The organism is Hymenobacter sp. HSC-4F20, assembly GCF_019599275.1.
In the GTDB taxonomy this organism is placed as follows: Bacteria; Bacteroidota; Bacteroidia; order Cytophagales; family Hymenobacteraceae; genus Hymenobacter.
In genome coordinates this window covers 1,573,502-1,592,217 of record NZ_JAHZTD010000001.1, presented here as the reverse complement: position 1 = coordinate 1,592,217, position 18,716 = coordinate 1,573,502, and the positions used below count along the sequence as shown (strand labels likewise).

14 protein-coding genes and 1 riboswitch are annotated in these 18,716 nt (G+C 59.7%); of the genes, 6 read left to right on the top strand and 8 right to left on the bottom strand.

Annotated elements, in window-relative coordinates:
- Window positions 1–101: 101 nt before the first annotated feature.
- The gene (locus K3G63_RS06940; RefSeq protein WP_220613326.1) at window positions 102–992 is read left to right on the top strand and encodes a glycosyltransferase family 2 protein; all 891 of its coding nucleotides are present in this window, start codon (window positions 102–104) and stop codon (window positions 990–992) included.
- Between the two features lie 95 nt (window positions 993–1,087).
- Here the strand turns inward: K3G63_RS06940 and K3G63_RS06935 are convergent, their stop codons facing one another.
- Entirely contained in the window at window positions 1,088–2,011 is a 924-nt protein-coding gene (locus K3G63_RS06935; protein WP_220613325.1) for a hypothetical protein, read from the bottom strand.
- 164 nt (window positions 2,012–2,175) lie between these two features.
- On the opposite strand from K3G63_RS06935, the gene K3G63_RS06930 reads away from it, so the two are divergent.
- From K3G63_RS06930 to K3G63_RS06920, 3 genes are all read left to right on the top strand, one after another.
- Entirely contained in the window at window positions 2,176–3,333 is a 1,158-nt protein-coding gene (locus K3G63_RS06930; protein WP_310794567.1) for a DegT/DnrJ/EryC1/StrS family aminotransferase, read from the top strand.
- 99 nt (window positions 3,334–3,432) lie between these two features.
- Window positions 3,433–4,242: a M48 family metalloprotease gene (locus K3G63_RS06925; RefSeq protein WP_220613324.1), complete on the top strand. Its 810-nt coding sequence runs from the start codon at window positions 3,433–3,435 to the stop codon at window positions 4,240–4,242.
- A gap of 170 nt (window positions 4,243–4,412) precedes the next feature.
- Entirely contained in the window at window positions 4,413–5,438 is a 1,026-nt protein-coding gene (locus tag K3G63_RS06920; RefSeq protein WP_259404290.1) for a Gfo/Idh/MocA family protein, read from the top strand.
- Window positions 5,439–5,515: 77 nt separating this feature from the next.
- Here the strand turns inward: K3G63_RS06920 and K3G63_RS06915 are convergent, their stop codons facing one another.
- Complete coding sequence (locus tag K3G63_RS06915; protein ID WP_220613323.1) at window positions 5,516–6,265, bottom strand: LytTR family DNA-binding domain-containing protein; 750 nt, start codon at window positions 6,263–6,265, stop codon at window positions 5,516–5,518.
- Entirely contained in the window at window positions 6,262–7,407 is a 1,146-nt protein-coding gene (locus K3G63_RS06910) for a sensor histidine kinase (RefSeq protein ID WP_220613322.1), read from the bottom strand. Before K3G63_RS06910 ends, K3G63_RS06915 begins: the two co-directional genes overlap by 4 nt.
- Before the next feature lie 168 nt (window positions 7,408–7,575).
- On the opposite strand from K3G63_RS06910, the gene K3G63_RS06905 reads away from it, so the two are divergent.
- On the top strand, window positions 7,576–8,331 hold the full coding sequence (locus K3G63_RS06905; RefSeq protein ID WP_220613321.1) for an EcsC family protein: 756 nt from the start codon (window positions 7,576–7,578) through the stop codon (window positions 8,329–8,331).
- Between the two features lie 88 nt (window positions 8,332–8,419).
- Here the strand turns inward: K3G63_RS06905 and K3G63_RS06900 are convergent, their stop codons facing one another.
- Window positions 8,420–8,851, bottom strand: a complete 432-nt coding sequence (locus tag K3G63_RS06900; protein WP_220613320.1) for a DUF4890 domain-containing protein — start codon at window positions 8,849–8,851, stop codon at window positions 8,420–8,422.
- A 357-nt stretch (window positions 8,852–9,208) separates the two neighbouring features.
- Window positions 9,209–9,301, top strand: a riboswitch (SAM riboswitch).
- Between the two features lie 372 nt (window positions 9,302–9,673).
- Between K3G63_RS06900 and K3G63_RS06895 the strand changes: the two genes are divergently transcribed.
- Window positions 9,674–11,128 carry an amino acid permease gene (locus K3G63_RS06895; protein WP_220613319.1) on the top strand — a complete coding sequence of 485 codons (1,455 nt, stop codon included), beginning with the start codon at window positions 9,674–9,676 and terminating at the stop codon, window positions 11,126–11,128.
- Between the two features lie 81 nt (window positions 11,129–11,209).
- Here the strand turns inward: K3G63_RS06895 and K3G63_RS23040 are convergent, their stop codons facing one another.
- The 4 genes from K3G63_RS23040 to K3G63_RS06875 all read right to left on the bottom strand — a co-directional run bounded on the left by K3G63_RS23040 (window position 11,210) and on the right by K3G63_RS06875 (window position 18,414).
- Window positions 11,210–12,721 (bottom strand): TSUP family transporter, encoded by a 1,512-nt coding sequence (locus K3G63_RS23040; RefSeq protein WP_220613318.1) that lies wholly within the window; start codon window positions 12,719–12,721, stop codon window positions 11,210–11,212.
- Window positions 12,722–12,990: 269 nt separating this feature from the next.
- Window positions 12,991–14,697: an NADPH-dependent assimilatory sulfite reductase hemoprotein subunit gene (locus K3G63_RS06885; protein ID WP_220613317.1), complete on the bottom strand. Its 1,707-nt coding sequence runs from the start codon at window positions 14,695–14,697 to the stop codon at window positions 12,991–12,993.
- Window positions 14,698–14,701: 4 nt separating this feature from the next.
- Window positions 14,702–15,475, bottom strand: coding sequence for a DUF2490 domain-containing protein (locus tag K3G63_RS06880; protein ID WP_220613316.1), 774 nt, complete (start codon window positions 15,473–15,475; stop codon window positions 14,702–14,704).
- Window positions 15,476–15,486: 11 nt separating this feature from the next.
- Window positions 15,487–18,414 carry a TonB-dependent receptor gene (locus tag K3G63_RS06875; protein ID WP_220613315.1) on the bottom strand — a complete coding sequence of 976 codons (2,928 nt, stop codon included), beginning with the start codon at window positions 18,412–18,414 and terminating at the stop codon, window positions 15,487–15,489.
- Window positions 18,415–18,716: the final 302 nt, after the last annotated feature.

Here is an 18,716-nt window from a genome sequence, read left to right as displayed (position 1 = left end):
GCAACCTTTGAAGGGTGGATTAGCTCTTGTAGTAAGAGGGCCTCGTACGGAATATTTCGGCGCTTTCAGCATTTTTGCTTTCCAACCCTTCTGTAGTAAGCATGGCAGGCCTTTCAGTGCTGATTCCGGTGTTCAACCACGATGTGCGGCCATTGGTGCACGCATTGTTGGCGCAGGCGTCCGACTGGCCCGGTTTGGTTGAAATCCATTGCCTGGATGATGGCTCGCAGGAAGTATACCGCCGGAAAAACCGGGAGCTTGCCCTCCAGCCAGGTGTACGCTACCGCGAGCTGGAACAAAATGTAGGGCGCGCCGCCATCCGAAACCAGTTGGCGGCAGAGGCCGGGCACGAGTGGCTGCTCCTTCTCGATAACGACAGCCTGCTCCCCGATGCTCACTTCTTAGCTCGCTATGCCGCCGCCTGCTCCCAAGCCCCGGTACTTTCCGGAGGCACCGCCTACGAGGCAGTGCCCCCCCACGAAGAAGCCTTACGGCTGCGCTGGCTTTATGGCCGCCGCCGCGAAGCCCGGCCGGCAGCGGTGCGCCAACGGGCGCCGCACCGGCAACTTACCCTGAACAACCTGCTCATTCGGGCCGATGTGTTTTGCCGCCTCGGCCTAGACGAAAGCCTGACCCGCTACGGACACGAGGACACGAAATTTGGATGGCTGCTGCGGCGCGCAGGGGCTACTGTCGTCCACCTAGATAATCCGGTGCTGCATAATGGCCTAGATCCGGCCCCAATTTTCCTGCAGAAAACCCACGATGCCGTACGCAACCTGGTGCAGCTCTACCGATCTGAGGGGCTGGGGGCAGATACCAAGCTCCTGCAGGCCGCACTACGCTTGCAGCGCTGGGGGTTGAGCAAGGCCGTGCGGGTAGCTTTTGGCCTGCGCCGGGAACAGGTGCGCCGCAATTTGCTGTCAAACCGTCCCAGCCTGCGTCAGCTTGATGCGCTCAAGCTTTATTGGTTGCTTAACGAGCTTCGCTAGCTTCCCGGGCAGTAATCGAGGCGTTGACTAGGCACAAAGAAAAAGCGCCGGCGCTTCTGCAGAAGCGCCGGCGCCAGGCCCAGAAAAAGACAGGGTTAATCGTTGTCGGTGTTCTTTACTTCCGACTTCACTTCCTTGTAGGCGCCTTTCACAGCACTGCCTACCTTTTTACCAACCTTAGCGGCACCCTGGCCCACATCTTTACCGGCTTCTTTTACATCGGAAGCGGTGTTGCTGGCGGCGCGGCCTACGGCGGAGCGCTCATCCTGGGTTTCGGCGGCTACGTTTTCCGCGCCTTGCTCGGTAGCATCGGCGCCCTGGGCCACGCGGGCCTCTGCTTTATCGTACGATTTAAAGGCGGCGTACTTCAGCTTCTCTTTCTGAATTTCAGCTAGGTCGCGGGCCGGAATGTCCTTTTTTACCTTGTCGTAGGCCTCGTCGAGGGCGCGCCATTCGGCGTTGATGTTACGCCAGTCGTCGATGTCGTACTTGTCTTCATTCACCTTGATGTCGCGCACGAAGGCCTCGTAGGTCTGGCGGGCGTTGGCAGCCGTAAGCTGAGCAGCCGGGTTAGTTGGCTTGTAGGACTTGCCCATTTTCGTGCTGCCGGTAGCCGTGCCCGCTGTGCCCGACATAGCGCTGGTAACGCCAGGACGGTTTTTCCAGGCCATTTCGCGCTTGTCGTAGGCGGTGGTGTAGCGCGTGCGAAGGGCTTCAATTTCCTGCCGGCGGGCATCATCGTAGCTGTCGGCGTACTTATCTACGGCGGCTACCTTGGCGTCGAAGTCAGACTTCAACTGAGCGGTTTCCTGCTCGTAATCGGCTTCCGCCTCTGAGGCTACAGCATCCGTCTTGGCTTCCGTGTCAGACACAAAGGTTTTGAAGTCGTTATACGCCTGGTCGGCTTCGGCAGAGGCTTCGTTCTGCTGGTTCTGGCTGCAGCTGGAGGTAGTAAACGTAGCGCCGCCCAACAGCAGAAGCGCAGACAGCGCGTGCAGGGTGAGGGTTTTCCTGAACATGGCAAGTAGGTAAAAGGAGGGAGAGAATATAGAGCTGCTACGATGTAGCGGTTAGCTCGCTTAACGCAACACCTCCTTGCCTGGTTGCGCCCTGCTTTTTCACGGGTGGTTCTGATGAGGCGTCTATCTTTGGTGCCGCTTTTCACTGCGCTTACTTCTTAGCTGTGCCGGTTTCTTCTGCTTCGCCACTTCCCATTCAATTGCTTGATCTGGCCGGCCAGCACGCGCCCCTTCAGGCCGAGCTGGACGCGGCCGTGCGTCATACCCTGCACGAGGCAGCCTTTATTCAGGGGCCCGCCGTGGCCACGTTTGCTCAGGAGCTGGGGGCCTACCTGGGTCAGGCGCACGTAGTGCCCTGCGCCAATGGCACCGACGCCCTGCAGCTGGCCCTGATGAGCCTACGGCTGCCGGCCGGTACCGAGGTGATTGTGCCGGCCTTTACCTATGTGGCAACGTTAGAAGCCGCCGCGGTGCTGGGGCTGCAGCCGGTGCCCGCCGATGTGCTGCCCGGCACCTTTAACCTCGACCCCGCCGCCGTAGAAGCCGCCCTGACGTCACGCACGGGGGCTATAGTGGCAGTACACCTGTTTGGGCAGTGTGCCGATTTAGAAGCTCTGCGCACCCTGGCCGACCGCCGCGGGGTAGCGCTGCTTGAAGACAATGCCCAGGCCATAGGGGCCCAGTTTACCACCAGCCGGGGCGAAACGTGGTGGGCTGGCACGGTCGGAGAGGTAGGCACTACCTCCTTCTTCCCTAGTAAAAACCTGGGCGGTTTCGGGGATGGTGGCGCCTTGTTTACCCGCGACGCGGCCCGGGCTGCTACCCTACGCCAGCTCGCCAACCACGGCCAAACCCGCAAATACTACCACGAGCATATTGGCCTTAACTCCCGCCTCGATACCCTGCAGGCTGCCTTGCTGCAAGTAAAGCTGCGCTACCTGCCCGCCTGGACGCAAGCCCGCCAGCAGGTTGCGGCCCAGTATGATGCGGCGTTGGCCGCAGTGCATGGCCTCACAGTGCCGGAGCGTGACCCGCGCAGTACCCATGTGTTTCATCAGTATACCATTACCGTAGCCGATGAGCCTGGTTGCCGCGAGGCCCTGCAGCAGCACTTGGCGGCCCACGGCGTGCCCAGCGCGGTGTATTACCCAATGCCCGTTCATGCCCAGCCGGCCTATGCTTACCTGGGGTACCGGGCCGGGCAGTTTCCGGTGGCCGAGCGCCTGTGCCGTACCGTGCTGTCGTTGCCCATCCACCCTACGCTAACTGCCGAGCAGGTGAGCTACGTGGCTGCCACGCTGGCGGCGTGGGCCGGCGTGTAGTGCTTTTCCTGCAAAGCCTTCGGGGAGGACCGTGCTTTTGCTGGCACTGTTTTTTCTTTTCCTCGTACTATCTCCGTCATATTTCCCCCTCTTTGTACCATGCGCCATCCGTTGCTAACCTTTCTTCTTCCGCTGGCCGTAGTGGCGGGGCTGACCACCGCGGCCATCACTAAGCCTCAGCAAGGCATCAACCTGTTCTCCATCAACCAGGATATTGCCCTGGGGGCTCAGGTTGCTAAGCAAACCGACTCTCTCTACCGTGCCAAAGGGCAACTGCTCGAACGCTCCCGTAACCCTCGGGCCTATCAGCTCCTGGATGGGGTAGTAAAGCGCGTGCTTGATAATGGCAATATCAAGTACCGCACGCAGTTTCCGTGGGATGTGCAAATCATCAAGGACGACCAGACCCAAAACGCTTTTGCTACCCCTGGCGGCCACATCTACGTCTTTTCGGGCCTGATTAAGTTTCTGGACAATGAAAACCAGCTGGCCGGCGTGCTGGGCCACGAAATTGCCCACGCCGACCGCCGCCACAGCACCCAGCAGCTGCAGCAGCAGTATGGCACCAGCCTGCTGTTAGGGCTAGTGTTGGGTAACCGTTCCTCCAACCAGTTGGTGCAGATTGCCGCCGGGCTGGGGCAGCTCAAGTTTAGCCGCAGCTTCGAAACGGAGGCCGACAAGTATTCTACCATTTACCTCAATGGCACCCGCTATTACTCCTGCGACGGGGCCGCGGGCTTCTTTATTAAAGCCGAGAAGCAGGGCGCAGCAGGTACGCCCGAATTCCTGAGCACACACCCTAACCCCGGCTCCCGCATTCAGAATATTCAGCGCAGTGCCCAGCAGCTTGGCTGCACGGGCAAATCGGTGAGCAACTCCAACTTCGAGGAATTGAAGCGGCTGCTGTAGGACGAATAGTCAGCCCGGAGTAAAGATAAAATCCCCAACCCGGTAAGCGCAGGCTGCCGGGTTGGGGATTTTGCATTGCGGCAAGTAGCCAAACATAGCCCTAGCCCCCGACTGAAAGACCAAGTTTCAGTAGTTTTTTTGCAGCTTGCCACCACTTAGCGCAGTACTCCTTGGCCGATTTATTTCCTGCTGTTCGTTTTGTCATCTGTGGCGTGGGCCATATTGGGCACCGCCATGCCACCCTGGTAGCCCGCCACCATGGCGCCGAACTAGTTGCCCTTATCGATACGCGCGCCGAATTGGCTTCTGAGCTGGCCGCCGAATTTCCTGGTGTGCCTTTTTTTTCGTCGTTGGAAGCGTACCTGGCGGCAGGACTGGATGCAGATGTAGTAACTATAGCTACACCAAATTACCAGCATGCGCCGCAAGCTATAGCTGGGTTGCAGCACGGCCTGCACGTAGTAATTGAGAAACCAATTGCCCTGCGCAAGACCGATGCGGAAGCCATAGTACACACGGCTTTGCAGACGGGCCGTCTGGTTTTTGGAGTGATGCAGAACCGCTACTCCCCGCCGGCCGCCTGGCTCAAGCAAATCTATGGGGAAGGGCGGTTGGGCCAGGTGTACCTGGTGCAATTTAACTGCTTCTGGAACCGGGATGCCCGCTATTACCAGCCCGGTAGCTGGCGGGGTAGCCAAGCCCAGGATGGTGGCACGCTCTTCACTCAGTTCAGCCACTTCGTAGACCTGCTGTACTGGGTGTTCGGCGACATTACCAATATTACGGCCCGCTTCCGCGACTTCAACCACCAGGAGCTAACCGAATTTGAGGATAGTGGCCTGGTGACGTTTGACCTAGTGCGGGGGGGGAGTGGCACCCTCCAGTACAGCACTGCCGTGTGGGACCGGAACCTGGAAAGCTCGCTGACGGTAGTGGCTGAACATGGCAGCCTCCGCCTCGGCGGTCAATACCTCGATAAAGTAGAGTATTGCCACCTGCGCGACTACCAGTTGCCCGAGCTGCCGCCAACCAATCCGGCCAACAATTACGGGGCGTACCAAGGCAGCGCCGCTAACCACGTACAGCTCATCGAAAACGTGGTGGACACTATTCAGAACCGCAGCTACGCCACTACCAATGCCCTGGAAGGCCTGAAAGTGGTAGACATCATTGAGCGAATCTATAGCCTGCGCTAGGGGCAGGTTTATGGCAACTCAAGGGGGTAGGAGCCAGTCGCTTGCTTTAGCACCAGGCTGAAGCATCCTGAAGCTACTTATTTCCAACGGCGCATGTAGTGGTCGAAAGCTTCGCGGTAGCCCTCACTAACCGGAATGGTGGCAGTACCGATTTGCACAGTACCCCGGCCCACGGAACTGATCTGGTTGAGAGCCACAATATAGGAGCGGTGGATGCGCATAAACTGCCGGGGTAGGCGCTCTTCCAGGGCCTTCAGGCTCTGCAACGAAAGCAAGGGCCGCGGCTCGCTGCGCCGGTACACTTTAATATAATCCTTGAGGCCTTCGATGTAAAGGATGTCGTCGTAGGGTACGCGCACCAGCTGGTACTCAACTTTCAGGTAGAGAAAATCTTCCTCAGGCTCCGGGGTTGGAAGCGGCGAGGGGGGAGGTAGGGCCGGGCTCTGTTGCAGCTCAGCGTAGCGTTGGGCTTTTTGGGCGGCGCGCAAAAACTCCTCATAGGAAAAGGGCTTAAGCAGATAATCCAGCGCATCAACTTTGTAGCCTTCCAGGGCATACTGGTTGAAGGCCGTGGTAAAGATGACGCGCGGCCCCCGGCCGGGCCCCCGGTCCAGCACCCGCGCCAGCTCCAGCCCGTTGAGGTCGGGCATCTGAATATCCAGAAACAGCAAGTCGATGGGCTCCGATGCCTGCTGCAGTCCTTTCAGGGCTGCTACGGCGCTGCTGTAGCTTCCTGTTAGCTGCAGGAAAGGCGTTTGCTCAATAAAGCTGGCCACCATCCGGAGAGCCAGCGGTTCATCATCAACGGCAATGCAGTTCAGCATCATGGCAGCAGGGTAAGGGTCAGATGGACGTGGTATTCGTTTGTGGGCGTGCGCTCGGTAACAGTGAGCGTGTAGCGGCCCGGATAAAGTAAATCGAGGCGGCGCCGGGTGTTTACGAGCCCAATGCCGTGGTTGTCATCCAAGGCTACGGGCCGGTCCTGAAATACCGTGTTGCGCACGTCAACGGCAACGGAGTGGGGGGTAGGGTGCTGCACGATAATCTGAATATGACTTGGCTCAACGGTGCTGACGCCGTGCTTAAAGGCGTTTTCTACGAAGGTGAGCAAAATCATGGGGGCAATGGGAGCGTCGTGCAGGGGCTCGGGCGTTTGGAACTCTACGCGCACGTTGTCGGTCAGGCGCAGCTGCATCAGGTCGATGTAGTCGCGCACGAATAGCAGCTCCTGGCTTAGTGGCGCCGTGCCGGTTTGGGTTTCGTAGAGTACGTAGCGCATCATCCGCGAGAGTCGATGCAGAGCCTCGCGGGCCTTGTTTCCATCCAGCAGAGTAAGGGCGTAAATGTTGTTGAGGGTGTTGAAAAAGAAGTGCGGATTGATCTGGGCTTTCAGCCACGACAGCTCAGTGCTTAGCTTTTCCTGCTCCAGGGCCTGCCGCAGTTCCCCCTCGCGCTGTCCGTGCTGAACGGCGGCCACACTAGTGCCCAAGCCCAGGGCCAGCAGGGTAATGAGAAAAACAGGTGGGTTAAACAAGCCAAATCGGTGGTTACCGTCGCGCCTAGGCGGGCCATCAGGGCCGGCCGGCGGCGGGCCACCAGGGTAGGGCCGCGGAGGACCAGGGCCGGGCGGCGGTGGTGTAGGATACGAGAAAGGCCCGGCGCTGGCGGGGGAGGAGGCCAACGCCCGCTCCACTTGGCGGTGTAACGCCAACACGCCCACCACGGCCACCACCAGAAAAGCAGCGTAGCCAAGCCAACGCCGCCGGTACAACAGGCGCGGTACGGCTACCTGCACATTTACGTAAAACACCAGGGCCAGCAAGCCTAACAAAGACGCCTGTAAAACCAGGTAGGAAGTGCCCGTTGCCCGGTTGGCCGGCTGCATGGCCAGCAACATAAGCAGCAAGCCCCACACCAACCCATGCAACAAAAGCGGAAGCAACGTCCGGCGAAGCGTAGAAGATACCATGCGCAGAAAGCTAGGAAACAGCGGCAAGCTACTCGCTTGGCTGCGGCAGGCCATACGTAATCCATAGGCCCGCCAACTTCGCCGACGAGTCCGGCCGGTTTGCCGCCGGCCTACCCCCGGCTTTTACCCAAAGATATTCGTACCTATGCCCGCGAATCGCCTTACTCTATGGCATCCCTCGACGAAGAAGCCCTGGCCGAACTGCGCACCTGGCAGCGCCGCATGCAGCAGAAGCCCAGCTTGCTGGGCCACCTCACGCGGCGTATTCAAACGCGGCTGAATGCGCTGCTGCCGGAGAAGCTGCACCTCGCGCTTACTACGGCTATCAAGCAAATGGTGCGCGGGGTACTGTTTGGCTCTACCCATACTACCCGCCGCCCCGAAATGGCCGCCTCGCTGGCCGAGCGGGAAGCCGCCGTGAGGAATACGCTCCGCTACTACCGCACCACGGCGGCGGCCGAAGGTGCCGTAACCGGGGCCGGGGGCTTCTTGCTGGGCCTAGCCGATTTTCCGCTGCTGCTGGGCCTCAAGCTCAAGTTCCTGTTCGACGTAGCAACGCTGTATGGCTACGATGTGCGCGACTACACCGAGCGCCTGTTTTTGCTGCACATCTTTCAGCTCGCGTTCAGCAGCCAGCATACCCGCAACCAGGTGTACCAGCGCGTGGCCACCTGGGACACCTACCGCCGCAGCCTCCCCGCCGACGTGCACGAGTTCGACTGGCGCACCTTTCAGCAGGAATACCGCGACTATATTGACCTGGCCAAAATGGCCCAACTTATACCTGTCATTGGGGCCGCTGTAGGAGCCGTAGCTAACTACCGGTTGCTGGAGCAACTCGGCGACACGGCCATGAACTGCTACCGTTTGCGGTGGCTACATACACCCGAAGAAAACCACGGCGTGCTGCCCTCTTCTCCTTGAGCGCAGGCCCTAGGCCGGACTACCCGCCCTAACAAACAAAAAGCCTCGTTCCGGCTGGAACGAGGCTTTTTGTCTAGTAAATGCAGCCTTAGCTTCTGGCCTTGCGCGGCTGGTGCTGGCCTTTGTGCTTGGCTTGCTTTTCGGCCTGCAGTTGGGCGTATTTGGTGTACTGCTCGGCGCTCAGAATTTGCTTGAGCTGGGCTTCATAGCGGTCCTTGCTGGCTTTCATTTCCTGATGGCGCTGTTGCTTATTGGCTGCAGTGGCCACTTGGGTGCGCTTGGCCTGCATTTCCTGGAAGCGGGCCAGGTTCAGCTGACGAACCTGCTCGGTTTGGGAGGCCGAAAGGCCAAGCTTCTGGCTTAGGCTTTTGGCTTTTTGCTCGGCGCGTTGCTCGGGCGTTTTAGCGGTTTTGGTGCCCTTTTGGTGCTGGGCGTGCGGCGCTTTTACGGGCGTGGTCTGGGCTGAAGCAGCGGCCGCGGAAAAGGAGAAAGCAGCGAAAAGAACGAGGAGCTTTTTCATGACTATGTTGGAGGGCTTAAATTCAGAGAAAGAAGCTGGCCGTGGTCCGGAACAGGCGTTTGTGCTTCTGTCAGGTCAATAGGCAACTCAAATGCCAACTTTGGCCAAAAGACAGGGGTAGCGGGGGATGGAAAAATTTAAATTTTCAGGTTAAACCTTGACGGGTAAACTGTGTCGCTGGTGTATGCATCTGATAACCAGGCAATGAACGAGGTGGCCGTCGGGCTGTGCTACCCGTCTGCAGACGTGAAGGGTGAAGCACCCCGCCGGCAAGGGCCCGCTGCCCATGGGGTGTTTGCAGAGGCAGAATTCCGGTTCTACCTTTGCGCTATCAATTCTTTCTAGCCCAAAGGATTGTTTTTATACAGAGGCGCTGAGAGACAGGCTCTAAGACGCGTCGGCAACCATCCGCAACTGCTGGAACGGTGCCAATTCCTGACCATATAAAAACAACAAGCCGTGGACTTTTGCCCCTGCCGTAGTACCCGTTCCGTCGTTTCTGCTGTCCGCTTGCGGGCGTCTGCCCAAGCGCAGGCCTGTTGGCCCGGAGGGTGTTGTTGCTGCTGAAGCCAAACAGGCTGCCTCAAGCAGTAGCTGCGTAGCCGTACGGTATGGCAGCAGGAGTACTTTTTCGTTTCTCTTTTTCGGCCCCGCTTCCAGCTTGATGCAGCTAGCCTACTACCCCTTAGCATGTCCGGACGGGGTGTAGCTAGCCGAGTATCAATGGGTTGCGCTGCAGCAGACTTTCTGCGCGCCACTGGGGTAGCAAGGGCGCCGAGCTATTTTACTTACCAGCCAACTTCAGCGTTGGCGCATGCATGTATGCTTAAAAAATCACTGGAACTGCTACGGCAGGAGGCGGCCGAAACCGGCGCCCACACCCTAAAACGAAGTCTGGGCGGCTTCAGCCTGATTGCCATTGGCATCGGGGTAATTATTGGCGCGGGCCTGTTCTCGCTTACCGGTATTGCGGCCGCCAACAATGCCGGTCCGGCGGTTACCCTCTCGTTTGTGGTGGCAGCCGTAGGCTGCGCCTTCTCGGCCCTGTGCTACGCCGAGTTTGCCTCCATGGTGCCGGTAGCCGGCTCCGCCTACACCTACGCTTATGCCACCATGGGCGAGTTGTTCGCCTGGATTATCGGCTGGGACTTGGTGCTCGAGTATTCCGTAGGGGCTGCTACGGTAGCCATCAGCTGGTCGCAGTACCTGCTCAAGTTCCTGAGCAAATATGGCATTAATCTGCCCCCGCAGCTAGTGATGTCGCCGTTTGAAACGGCCACGCTGGCCGATGGTACTGCCGTGCACGGCCTGGTCAATATTCCGGCTATGCTCGTTGTGCTGGCCATTACCCTCATTATTATCCGCGGTACGTCGGGCTCGGCCTGGTTTAATGCGCTGGTGGTTACGCTGAAAGTGGCCGTAGTGCTGGTGTTCATTGCCCTGGGGTGGCAATACATCGACCCGGCTAACTACCAACCCTATATCCCGGAGAATACAGGCGTATTTGGCGAGTTTGGCTGGAGCGGTATTCTGCGCGGGGCGGGGGTAGTGTTTTTCGTGTTCATCGGCTTCGATATTGTGGCGACGATGGCCCAGGAAACCAAGAATCCGCAGAAAAACATGCCCATCGGCATCATTGGCTCCTTGCTGATTTGCACCGTGCTGTTCGTGCTGTTCGGCCACGTTATGACGGGCCTGGCCAACTATACCGAGTTCAAGAACAGCGCCGCGCCGGTAGCTATTGCCATCGAAAAAACGCCCTATGCCTGGCTTTCCTCGGCCGTGATTCTGGCTATTATCATCGGCTACACCTCCGTGATTTTGGTGGATTTGCTGGGTCAGAGCCGGGTGTTTTTCTCCATGGCGAAAGACGGTTTGCTACCCCCCGTGTTTGCCCGCATCCACGGCCGCTTCCATACGCCCCTGCAGTCCAATCTGCTGCTGGGCGTGTTTATTGCCCTATTTGCCGGCTTCGTTCCGATTTCGGTGGTAGGCGAAATGACGTCGATTGGCACCCTGCTGGCTTTCGTGATGGTGTGTATCGGCGTGCTCATTATGCGCAAAAAAGAACCCAATGCCCCCCGCGGGTTCCGCACTCCGCTGGTGCCGCTGGTACCTATTCTGGGTATTCTAACCTGCCTGGTGATGATGGTGTCCCTGCCCTGGGAAACCTGGCTGCGCCTGGCCGTATGGCTGGCCATTGGCTTGGCTATTTATTATGGCTACGGGCGCAAGCACAGCAAGCTGGGCCAGGAAGCCCAACGGCAGGTAGCGTAAAACCTACGCCTAGTCCAACAAAAAAGCCCCGCTGGCTCGCCAGCGGGGCTTTTCTGTTGGACATCTTTCTGCTGCGCCACACTACATAAACACCTTGCGCAACGCCCACAGGCTCCAGACAATCACCATCAGGCCCACGCCCACAAACATCCAGCGCACCGGAATGCGGCCGGCTAGGCGAGCAGCCAGGGGCGAGGCGGCCACGCCGCCCACAATCAGCCCCAGGATAATCTGCCAGTGCGAGATGCCCAGGGTCGCGAAGAAGGTAACAGCGCTGGCAAACGTGACGAAAAACTCCGTGACGCTCACCGAGCCAATAACATACTGCGGGGTGCGGCCACCGGCAATGAGGGTGCTGGTTACTAAGGGGCCCCAGCCGCCGCCGCCAAAGGAGTCGAGGAAGCCGCCGGCTGCGGCCAGCAACCCCAGCTTCTTGTGCTTTTGGCGCGGGCCGGGCTTGGAAAACGCTTTGGATATGATGCGGATGCCCAGCAGCAGCAGGTAGGCCGCCAGAAACGGCTTCACGTAGCCGGCATAGGTTTCGCCGAACTTAGAGAGCAGGTAGGCCCCCGTAACGGCGCCCAGCACCCCCGGGATCAGCAGCACTTTGAACAGCTTCTTGTTCACGTTGCCGAAGCGGTAGTGATGGTAGCCCGATGCGCCGCTGGCAAACATTTCAGCAGTATGAATGCTGGCACTCACCGCTGCCGGCGCTATGTTCAAACTCATCAGGCTGATGGCCGTGACTACCCCGTAGCCCATGCCCAACAGTCCGTCAACCAACTGAGCGCCGAAGCCAATGGCCACGAACAGCCAGAACATTTCGGCGTGCGTGGCGGCCCCCCACACCTGCTGCCAGGTGAAGTAGTAGGAAAGAATGTTGAAGATCAACATGGCCGCAAAGGCCAGCAACGAGGCCGTGGCAATGCGCCGCCACCGCGCCGCCGCCGGCGACTCGTAGGCCGGGCCACCCGTCAGCTCGGCCGTCACGGCATTCAAGGACTTTACCTTGTGGGCGAAGTCGCCGCCGACTTTCTCCCGGATGATGGACATGCGCTGGAGCACGTCGTGGAGTTCGTTGGGGAGGGCCTGGGTAAGCATTTCACGCAGGCGCTTGGCAATGGTAGGCGACTTGCCGTTGGTGCTGATGGCAATTTTCAGGTCGCCTTTCTGCACTATGGAGCCCAGGTAAAAGTCGCACGCCTCGGGCGTGTCGGCCACGTTGCAAAGCAGGCGCTGGCGCGTAGCATCGGCCTTAATGCGCAGATTCAACGCCTTGTCGTTGGTTGCCACAATCACGAGGTCGTGGCCGACGAGGTCGGTGGTTTGGTAGGGCTGCTCGCGCAGCTGCACCAGGGGGTAGCGGGCAGCCAGGGCTTTCAACTCGGGCGAAAACCAGGTGGCTACTACCGTTATGCTTGCCGCCGGGCTGTTTGAGAGCAGCGCCGAGAGTTTTTCAACGCCCACATTTCCCCCGCCCACCAGCAGCACGTGCAGCTGCTCCAGCTTCAGGAAAACGGGAAACAGCCGATTGCTTTCCGAATAAGGCGGCGGCTCCGGCTGAGGCAGAACTTCGTTGGAAGAAAGAGGCATGGATTGGTGTTGGTTGGAACGGTAGGGGTAGGGCAGGAAGGAGAGGAAGCTCCTTCAGAAATGGCAGGCCTCATCTAAGCCGACCAGCAAGGAAAGCAAGAAAACTTTCCTCAGGAACTCTGTCATCGGGAGCTAAGAGCGACGAGCCTCTGGCGGTGGCTACTGTAGAAAGTTGCCTTTCGTAGAGTTTCCTCGCTTCCGCTCCCGATGAACGCTAAAAGATAGGCAGCCCAGTGCAGCAAACCGCTTACTGGCAGCAAGCGCATGCTTTACTCGTGGAAATTCAGGCCACTCGTGGTGGCTTGAACGTAGCCCTGGCGAATCATGAAATCACCGAAGTGCTCCTGGGGGTGGCGGTTTTGGGCGTAGTCGGCGAAGAGCGGGGTGAGCTCCGCCACGATGCCGTCTTCGTCCAACATTTCTTTGTAGAGCTTGTTCATCCGCTCCCCGTTGAAAGCGGCCCCGAGGTAGAGGTTGTAGCGGCCAACTGCCCGGCCTACCAACCCAATTTCGCCGAGGTAGGGGCGGGCGCAGCCGTTGGGGCAGCCCGTCATCCGAATCAGGATATCATCGTTGGTGAGGTTGTAAGCGGCCAGGATAGGCTCCAATCTATCAATAAGTTGCGGAATGTAGCGTTCGGCTTCGGCAAAAGCCAGCGAGCAGGTATTCAGGGCCACGCACGCCAGAGCACCCCGCCGCAGCCCCGAGGAAGTTTCAACGGCTACCCCGTACTTGGCCAGAATCGTCTCGATGGTGAGCCGGTCTGCAGGCGCTACATTGGCCAGAATCAGGTTCTGGTTGCCGGTCAGGCGGAAGTCACCGCGGTGGAAGGCTGCTATTTCGCGCAGGGCGGTTTTGAGCTGGCTGCCGGGCCGATCGGCCACGCGGCCGCCTTCTACAAACAGGGTGAGGTGGTGGGCGCCGTCGGGGCCCTGGCTCCACCCGAAGGCGTCGCCGGAGCTTTTGAACTCATAGGCCCGCACGGGTTCCAGGACAAAGCCTAGCCGTTGGTCTAGTTCCGCCTTGAACACGTCGAGACCCACGCGGTCCAGTGTATACTTGAGGCGGCTAAACTTGCGGTTTTCCCGGTTGCCCCAGTCGCGCTGAATGGTGACTACTTTCTCGCACACGTCCACTACTTTCTCAGCGGGCACAAACCCAATGAGACTGCCCAGGCGCGGGTAGGTTTCGGGCATCCCGAAGGTCATGCCCATGCCGCCGCCCACGGCCACGTTGAAGCCCAGCAGTTGGCCGTTTTCTTCAATGGCAATCAGGCCCAGGTCGTTAGCAAAGATGTCAGTGTCGTTGTGGGGCGGCACGGCCAGCGCAATCTTAAACTTGCGGGGTAGGTAGGTTTTGCCGTAAATCGGCTCGGCATCTTCCTCGCCCTCGTTCGGCGCGCTGCTGTACTTTGATTCCCCATCCAGCCACAACTCCCAGTAAGCCGAGGTGCGGGGCGTGAGGTGGGCGCTGATCTGCCGGGACACCTCATACACTTCTTCGTGTACGCGGCTTTGGTGGGGGTTGGGGTTGAACATCACGTTGCGGTTCACGTCGCCGCAGCCCGCAATGCTGTCCAACAGGGCCTCGTTGAAGCCCTGAATGGTTTTTTTGAGGTTGCGCTTGAGCACGCCGTGCAGCTGAAACGCTTGGCGGGTAGTGAGCTTGAGCGTGCCGTTGCCGTACTGATCGGCCAGCTCATCCATGCGCGTCCACTGGGCCGCGGAGGCCACGCCGCCGGGCACCCGCACCCGAATCATGAGGGAGTACAGGGGCTCCAGCTTCTGGCGCTTTCGCTCACTGTCCAGGTCACGGTCCGTTTGCTGGTAGGAGCCGTGAAACTTGATTAGGTGGGTATCATCGGGGTAGAGGGCGCCGGTAATGGGGTTCAGGAGGCTTTCGGCCAGGGTGCCGCGCAGGTAGTTGCTGGCGTCCTTGACGTGCTCGACTTCGGAAAGCTTTTGAATATCAGCCATGAGGTTACGGGGCAGAAGTAGGGGTAGGCGGGACGGGCGGCGGGGTAGGCCGCAGGTCGAAGTTGTGGAAGTAAAACACCCGAATGGTGTGCTGATTGCGGTAGGTGCTACCGGCCGGCAGTTGCTGAAACAGGTGCATGTAGCCCCCGTGCAGCTGGGCGTGCGGGTTGAGCTGGTACACCAAGCCGGCAAACAGCCGGTTCTGGTCGAAGTAGTTGAGGCGAATCTCCCGGCCGAAATTCATCATCACCTCGTTGTTGAGCAGAAACTGCAGCCCGCCGGGGGTAAAGCCCTTTTTGGTCAGGGGCAGAAACAGGGCGGCGTTGTAGCGGGTGCGGTAGTTGAAGTCGAACTCGTCGGTGCGCTCATTGCGTTGGATGGTGCGCCGGAACCGCTCTTCCAGCCGCACCCACTGCATGAGGCGGGCCTTCGGGAACTTGGTAAACCACTGCACCTGCTGCCAGGGCCGGTGCTCCGGCTGCCCGATGGTGCGGGCGCCATCGGGGAAGTGGTGCACGTAGGCGTAGCCCCCGGTCAGGCGCACGTCGTCGGTGAGGTAGTAGGTCAGGCCTACCCGCGCCACGCCCTGAAACAGGTCCTGCACGTAGTGGTCGTGGAGGCGCAGGTGCAGGTCGGTCCAGGTGCCCCAGCGGTCCGAGAAGCGGGTTTGATTGAACATGCCCAGCCAAGTTTGCTGCTCGCGCACGTATTGCTTCTGGGCTGTTGCGTGCTGGCTTAGAAGCAGCAATAGGACGAGGGGAAATAGCAGCCGTTTCATCTTGCAGAGAATCAGCGGAGCACCGTGTTATCAAACGTCAGGGCCACGTAGTACAGCCCCCCGATGGTGGGGCCGGCGGCGTACTGGTAGTAGCGGTTGTTGAAGAGGTTGGCGCCGCCTACCTTAATGGTCGACTTGAGACTAGGTACGCGCACGTTCACCTGGGCATCCACGGTTTGGTAGGCGGGCACGCGGCCGTTAGCCAGGGGGCTTTCCCAGTAGAAGGTGCTCTGGTGGCGCCACACCACATTGAAGCCCACGTTGCGCACGATTTCGCGGTTGCCGAAGTTCACGTTGGTTACCCAGTGCGGGGTGTTGAAGCCGGTCACGAAGATGTCGGCCTCCTTGTTGTCAGACAGAGCGTTGTAGTTGACGTTGCCGCCTACCGTGAACTTCTGGTAGAAGTTGTAGGTCAGGCCCAGGGTAGAGCCGTAGCTGTGGTAGTTGTTGCGGGCGTTGGTGTACACGCGGTAGCGGTCCTGGCGGGCCGAGCGGTTGCTGTTGAGGGCGGCCAGCACGGCATCATCGGAGCCAACCGGTACCTGCTGGCCGCTGGCGTTCTTGGGTACGCTTACTTCTACCTGCCCCAGGAAGCCGGAATAGATATTGTAATACGCATCCACATCAACTGACAGGCGGTTGTCGAGCAGCACGCTCCGGTAACCGACCTCGTAAGCGTTAATCTGCTCCGGCTGCTCGGTGGGCAGGTTACCCACTTGCAGTAACCCCCGGATTTCCGGGCGCAGGGCCGCCTGCGAAGCCGTGGTGCCGGAGTTGGCCGCCACGTAGGCATTCACAGCCGCGTTGAAGGTAGAAATGGAGGCCAGCGTGTAGGAGTTGTCGAGGTAGTTGAGGCCTTCGTTCACGCGGGCCAGGCCGCCCACCCGGCGCACATTGCCGTTGTTCACGAAGGACAGGGCCTCGAACAGGGACGGGAAGCGCCAGCCGTTTTGGTACGAAGCCCGGAAGTTATGCTTGGCGGCCAGGGTGTACACGGCCGCTACCCGCGGGTTCAGCTTAGGGTCAAACTCAGGGTTGTAGTCGAGGCGAAGGGACGCGGTGAGCTTCAGGCGGTCCTGGAGGAGCAGCTTGGTAGCCTGCCCAAAGCCGCCTACCTTCTTATAATACTGGTAGTTGCCGCCGGGGGTAGTGCGCTGGTCGAGCGGGCGGCCGAAGTCCACGAAGTTGTTGCCGTCGGGAATTACTTCGTACACGCGGGCATCAGCCCCCACTACCACGTCGGCAAACTTCACCCGCTCGCCCAGGTTCCAGAGCACGTCGGCGTGGTAGGTGTGGCTGCGCTGGGTGAGGGCGGCTCCGCCGGGAATAGGCGCGCCCTTCACGTTCACGCCGCTGTCCCAGTTATTGGTGTGCACAATCTGGTTTTTGAGGGCGTCGAAGGCGGCGGTGCCTGGCACGGCGCGGCCCGCATCGGCGGCGGTGCGGGCCTGCTGCATGGCCGTGGCCAGGTCGACGCCCTGGTTCACCTGGGCTTGCAGGCTCTGCTGAAACTTGTCGCCCCAAGTGTTGCGCACGGTGGCATTGGCCGGCGAAAGCGCGGTAGCGCCGTTCTGCAGGTCCAGGTTCAGGGCCAGGGGGTTGAGGTTGTAGGAGTCGCCGGTGTTTTCCACCAGCATGTAGGCGCGAGCCGTGAAGTCCTGGCCGCGCAGCTCCAGCTTGTGGTTCTGCACCGTCACGCCATCGAGCTGAATTTTATTGCCCCGCTGAAACACGCCGTCCATGAGCCCGAACCGGTAGCCGTAGCTCAGCTCCAGCTTGTCGGTAAGCTTGTAGTGCAGACTGGCGTCGGCCTTGATGTTGCGCACGATGGGGTTGGTGAGGTCCCGCTCGTAATAGCCTGTGCGCCGGATATTAAAGGTTTCGGTGCGGCCCTTGTAGGTAATCGGGATGGACACGTTACCGGCGTTGTCGTCGCCGTAGCGGTTCCAGAGGTCGGCGGCCGGGTTGTTGGCCCCGCTCAGCTCCGGAAAGCGCGGGTTGGCCGACGACAGGTTCTGCGGGTTCTGGTCGATTTGGGTATTGGCCAGCCAGTCGGTGCCGCGCAGGTAGCTCAGGTTCACCTTGTAGGCCCAGCGCTGCGAGGAGCCCAGGGCCTGAGCCCAGCGCAGGGCCGTTTCGGTCAGTACGCTCGGGTCGCGGTCCTTGCCATCCACGTGGTTGACGCCTACCTTCTGGTACACGCTCAATCCCTGGTAGCTGAAAGGACTTTTGGTGGTGAGGTTGGCCATGCCGTTGATGGCGTTCATGCCATACAGGGCCGAGGCCGCGCCAGGCGTAATTTCCACGCTGGCAATATCCAGCTCCGTAGGCCCAATGGCGTTGCCCAGGGGTACGCCAAGGGTAGCGGCCTGCATATCTACCCCGTCCACCAGCTGCATAAAGCGGAAGTTGTTCGGGATGTTGAAGCCGCGGGTGTTGGGCACTTTGAACGTGAGCGAGGAGGTAGTCATCTGCACGCCCTTCACGTTTTCCAGCGCGTCATAAAAGCTGGGCGCAGGCGTTTCCTTGATGGCCCGGATATCCAGCTTCTCAATGGCTACCGGCGACTTCAGCCGGCTTTCCTCCACCCGCGACGCCGACACGACCACCTCATTCATGGCCACCGCCTTCGACTCCAACTGGATGGCAATGGGCTGGCTGCCACTGGCAATTTCCAGCTCCCGGGCCTCGTAGCCGAGAATGTTGAACACCAGCGTGAACGGAAAGCGCAGCTTGGCTTTAAGGGCAAATTGCCCGTTGCCGTCGCTGAGCGTACCGGCCGAGCCGCCTTTTACGCTAATACTCACGCCCGGCAGCGGCTCCTGGGTGTTCTTTTCGCGGACGGTACCGCTCACGGAAATTAATGCATCTTGAGCGTGCAGGGAGGTAGCGCTGGCCAGCACCAGGGCCGGCAGCAGAGAAGCGTATGCGTGCTTCATGACAAATCAGATGAGGTTCTGGAAGGAAGAAGGGGTAGGGAACAGGTCCTCGCTCGAAAAGAGCTGACCCAGATAGAGGCCACGAAAGGCACGAAACGGAGGAAGCTACTCGCGTCAGGCCGCGCGGCAGCAGTTACCGGCTACAACAACATCGTCTTGGCAGAAGGCGCATCATCGGATTAGAGGGGGGAGAAAGCTAGAGTTAGACTCCCCTCCTCAGATGAGGAGGGGTTGGGGGTGGTTGATGAGAGTAGGGCGGTTTTTAGAACTAGTATCCCTTGCCCAGAGGAAAGGGGTAGGAC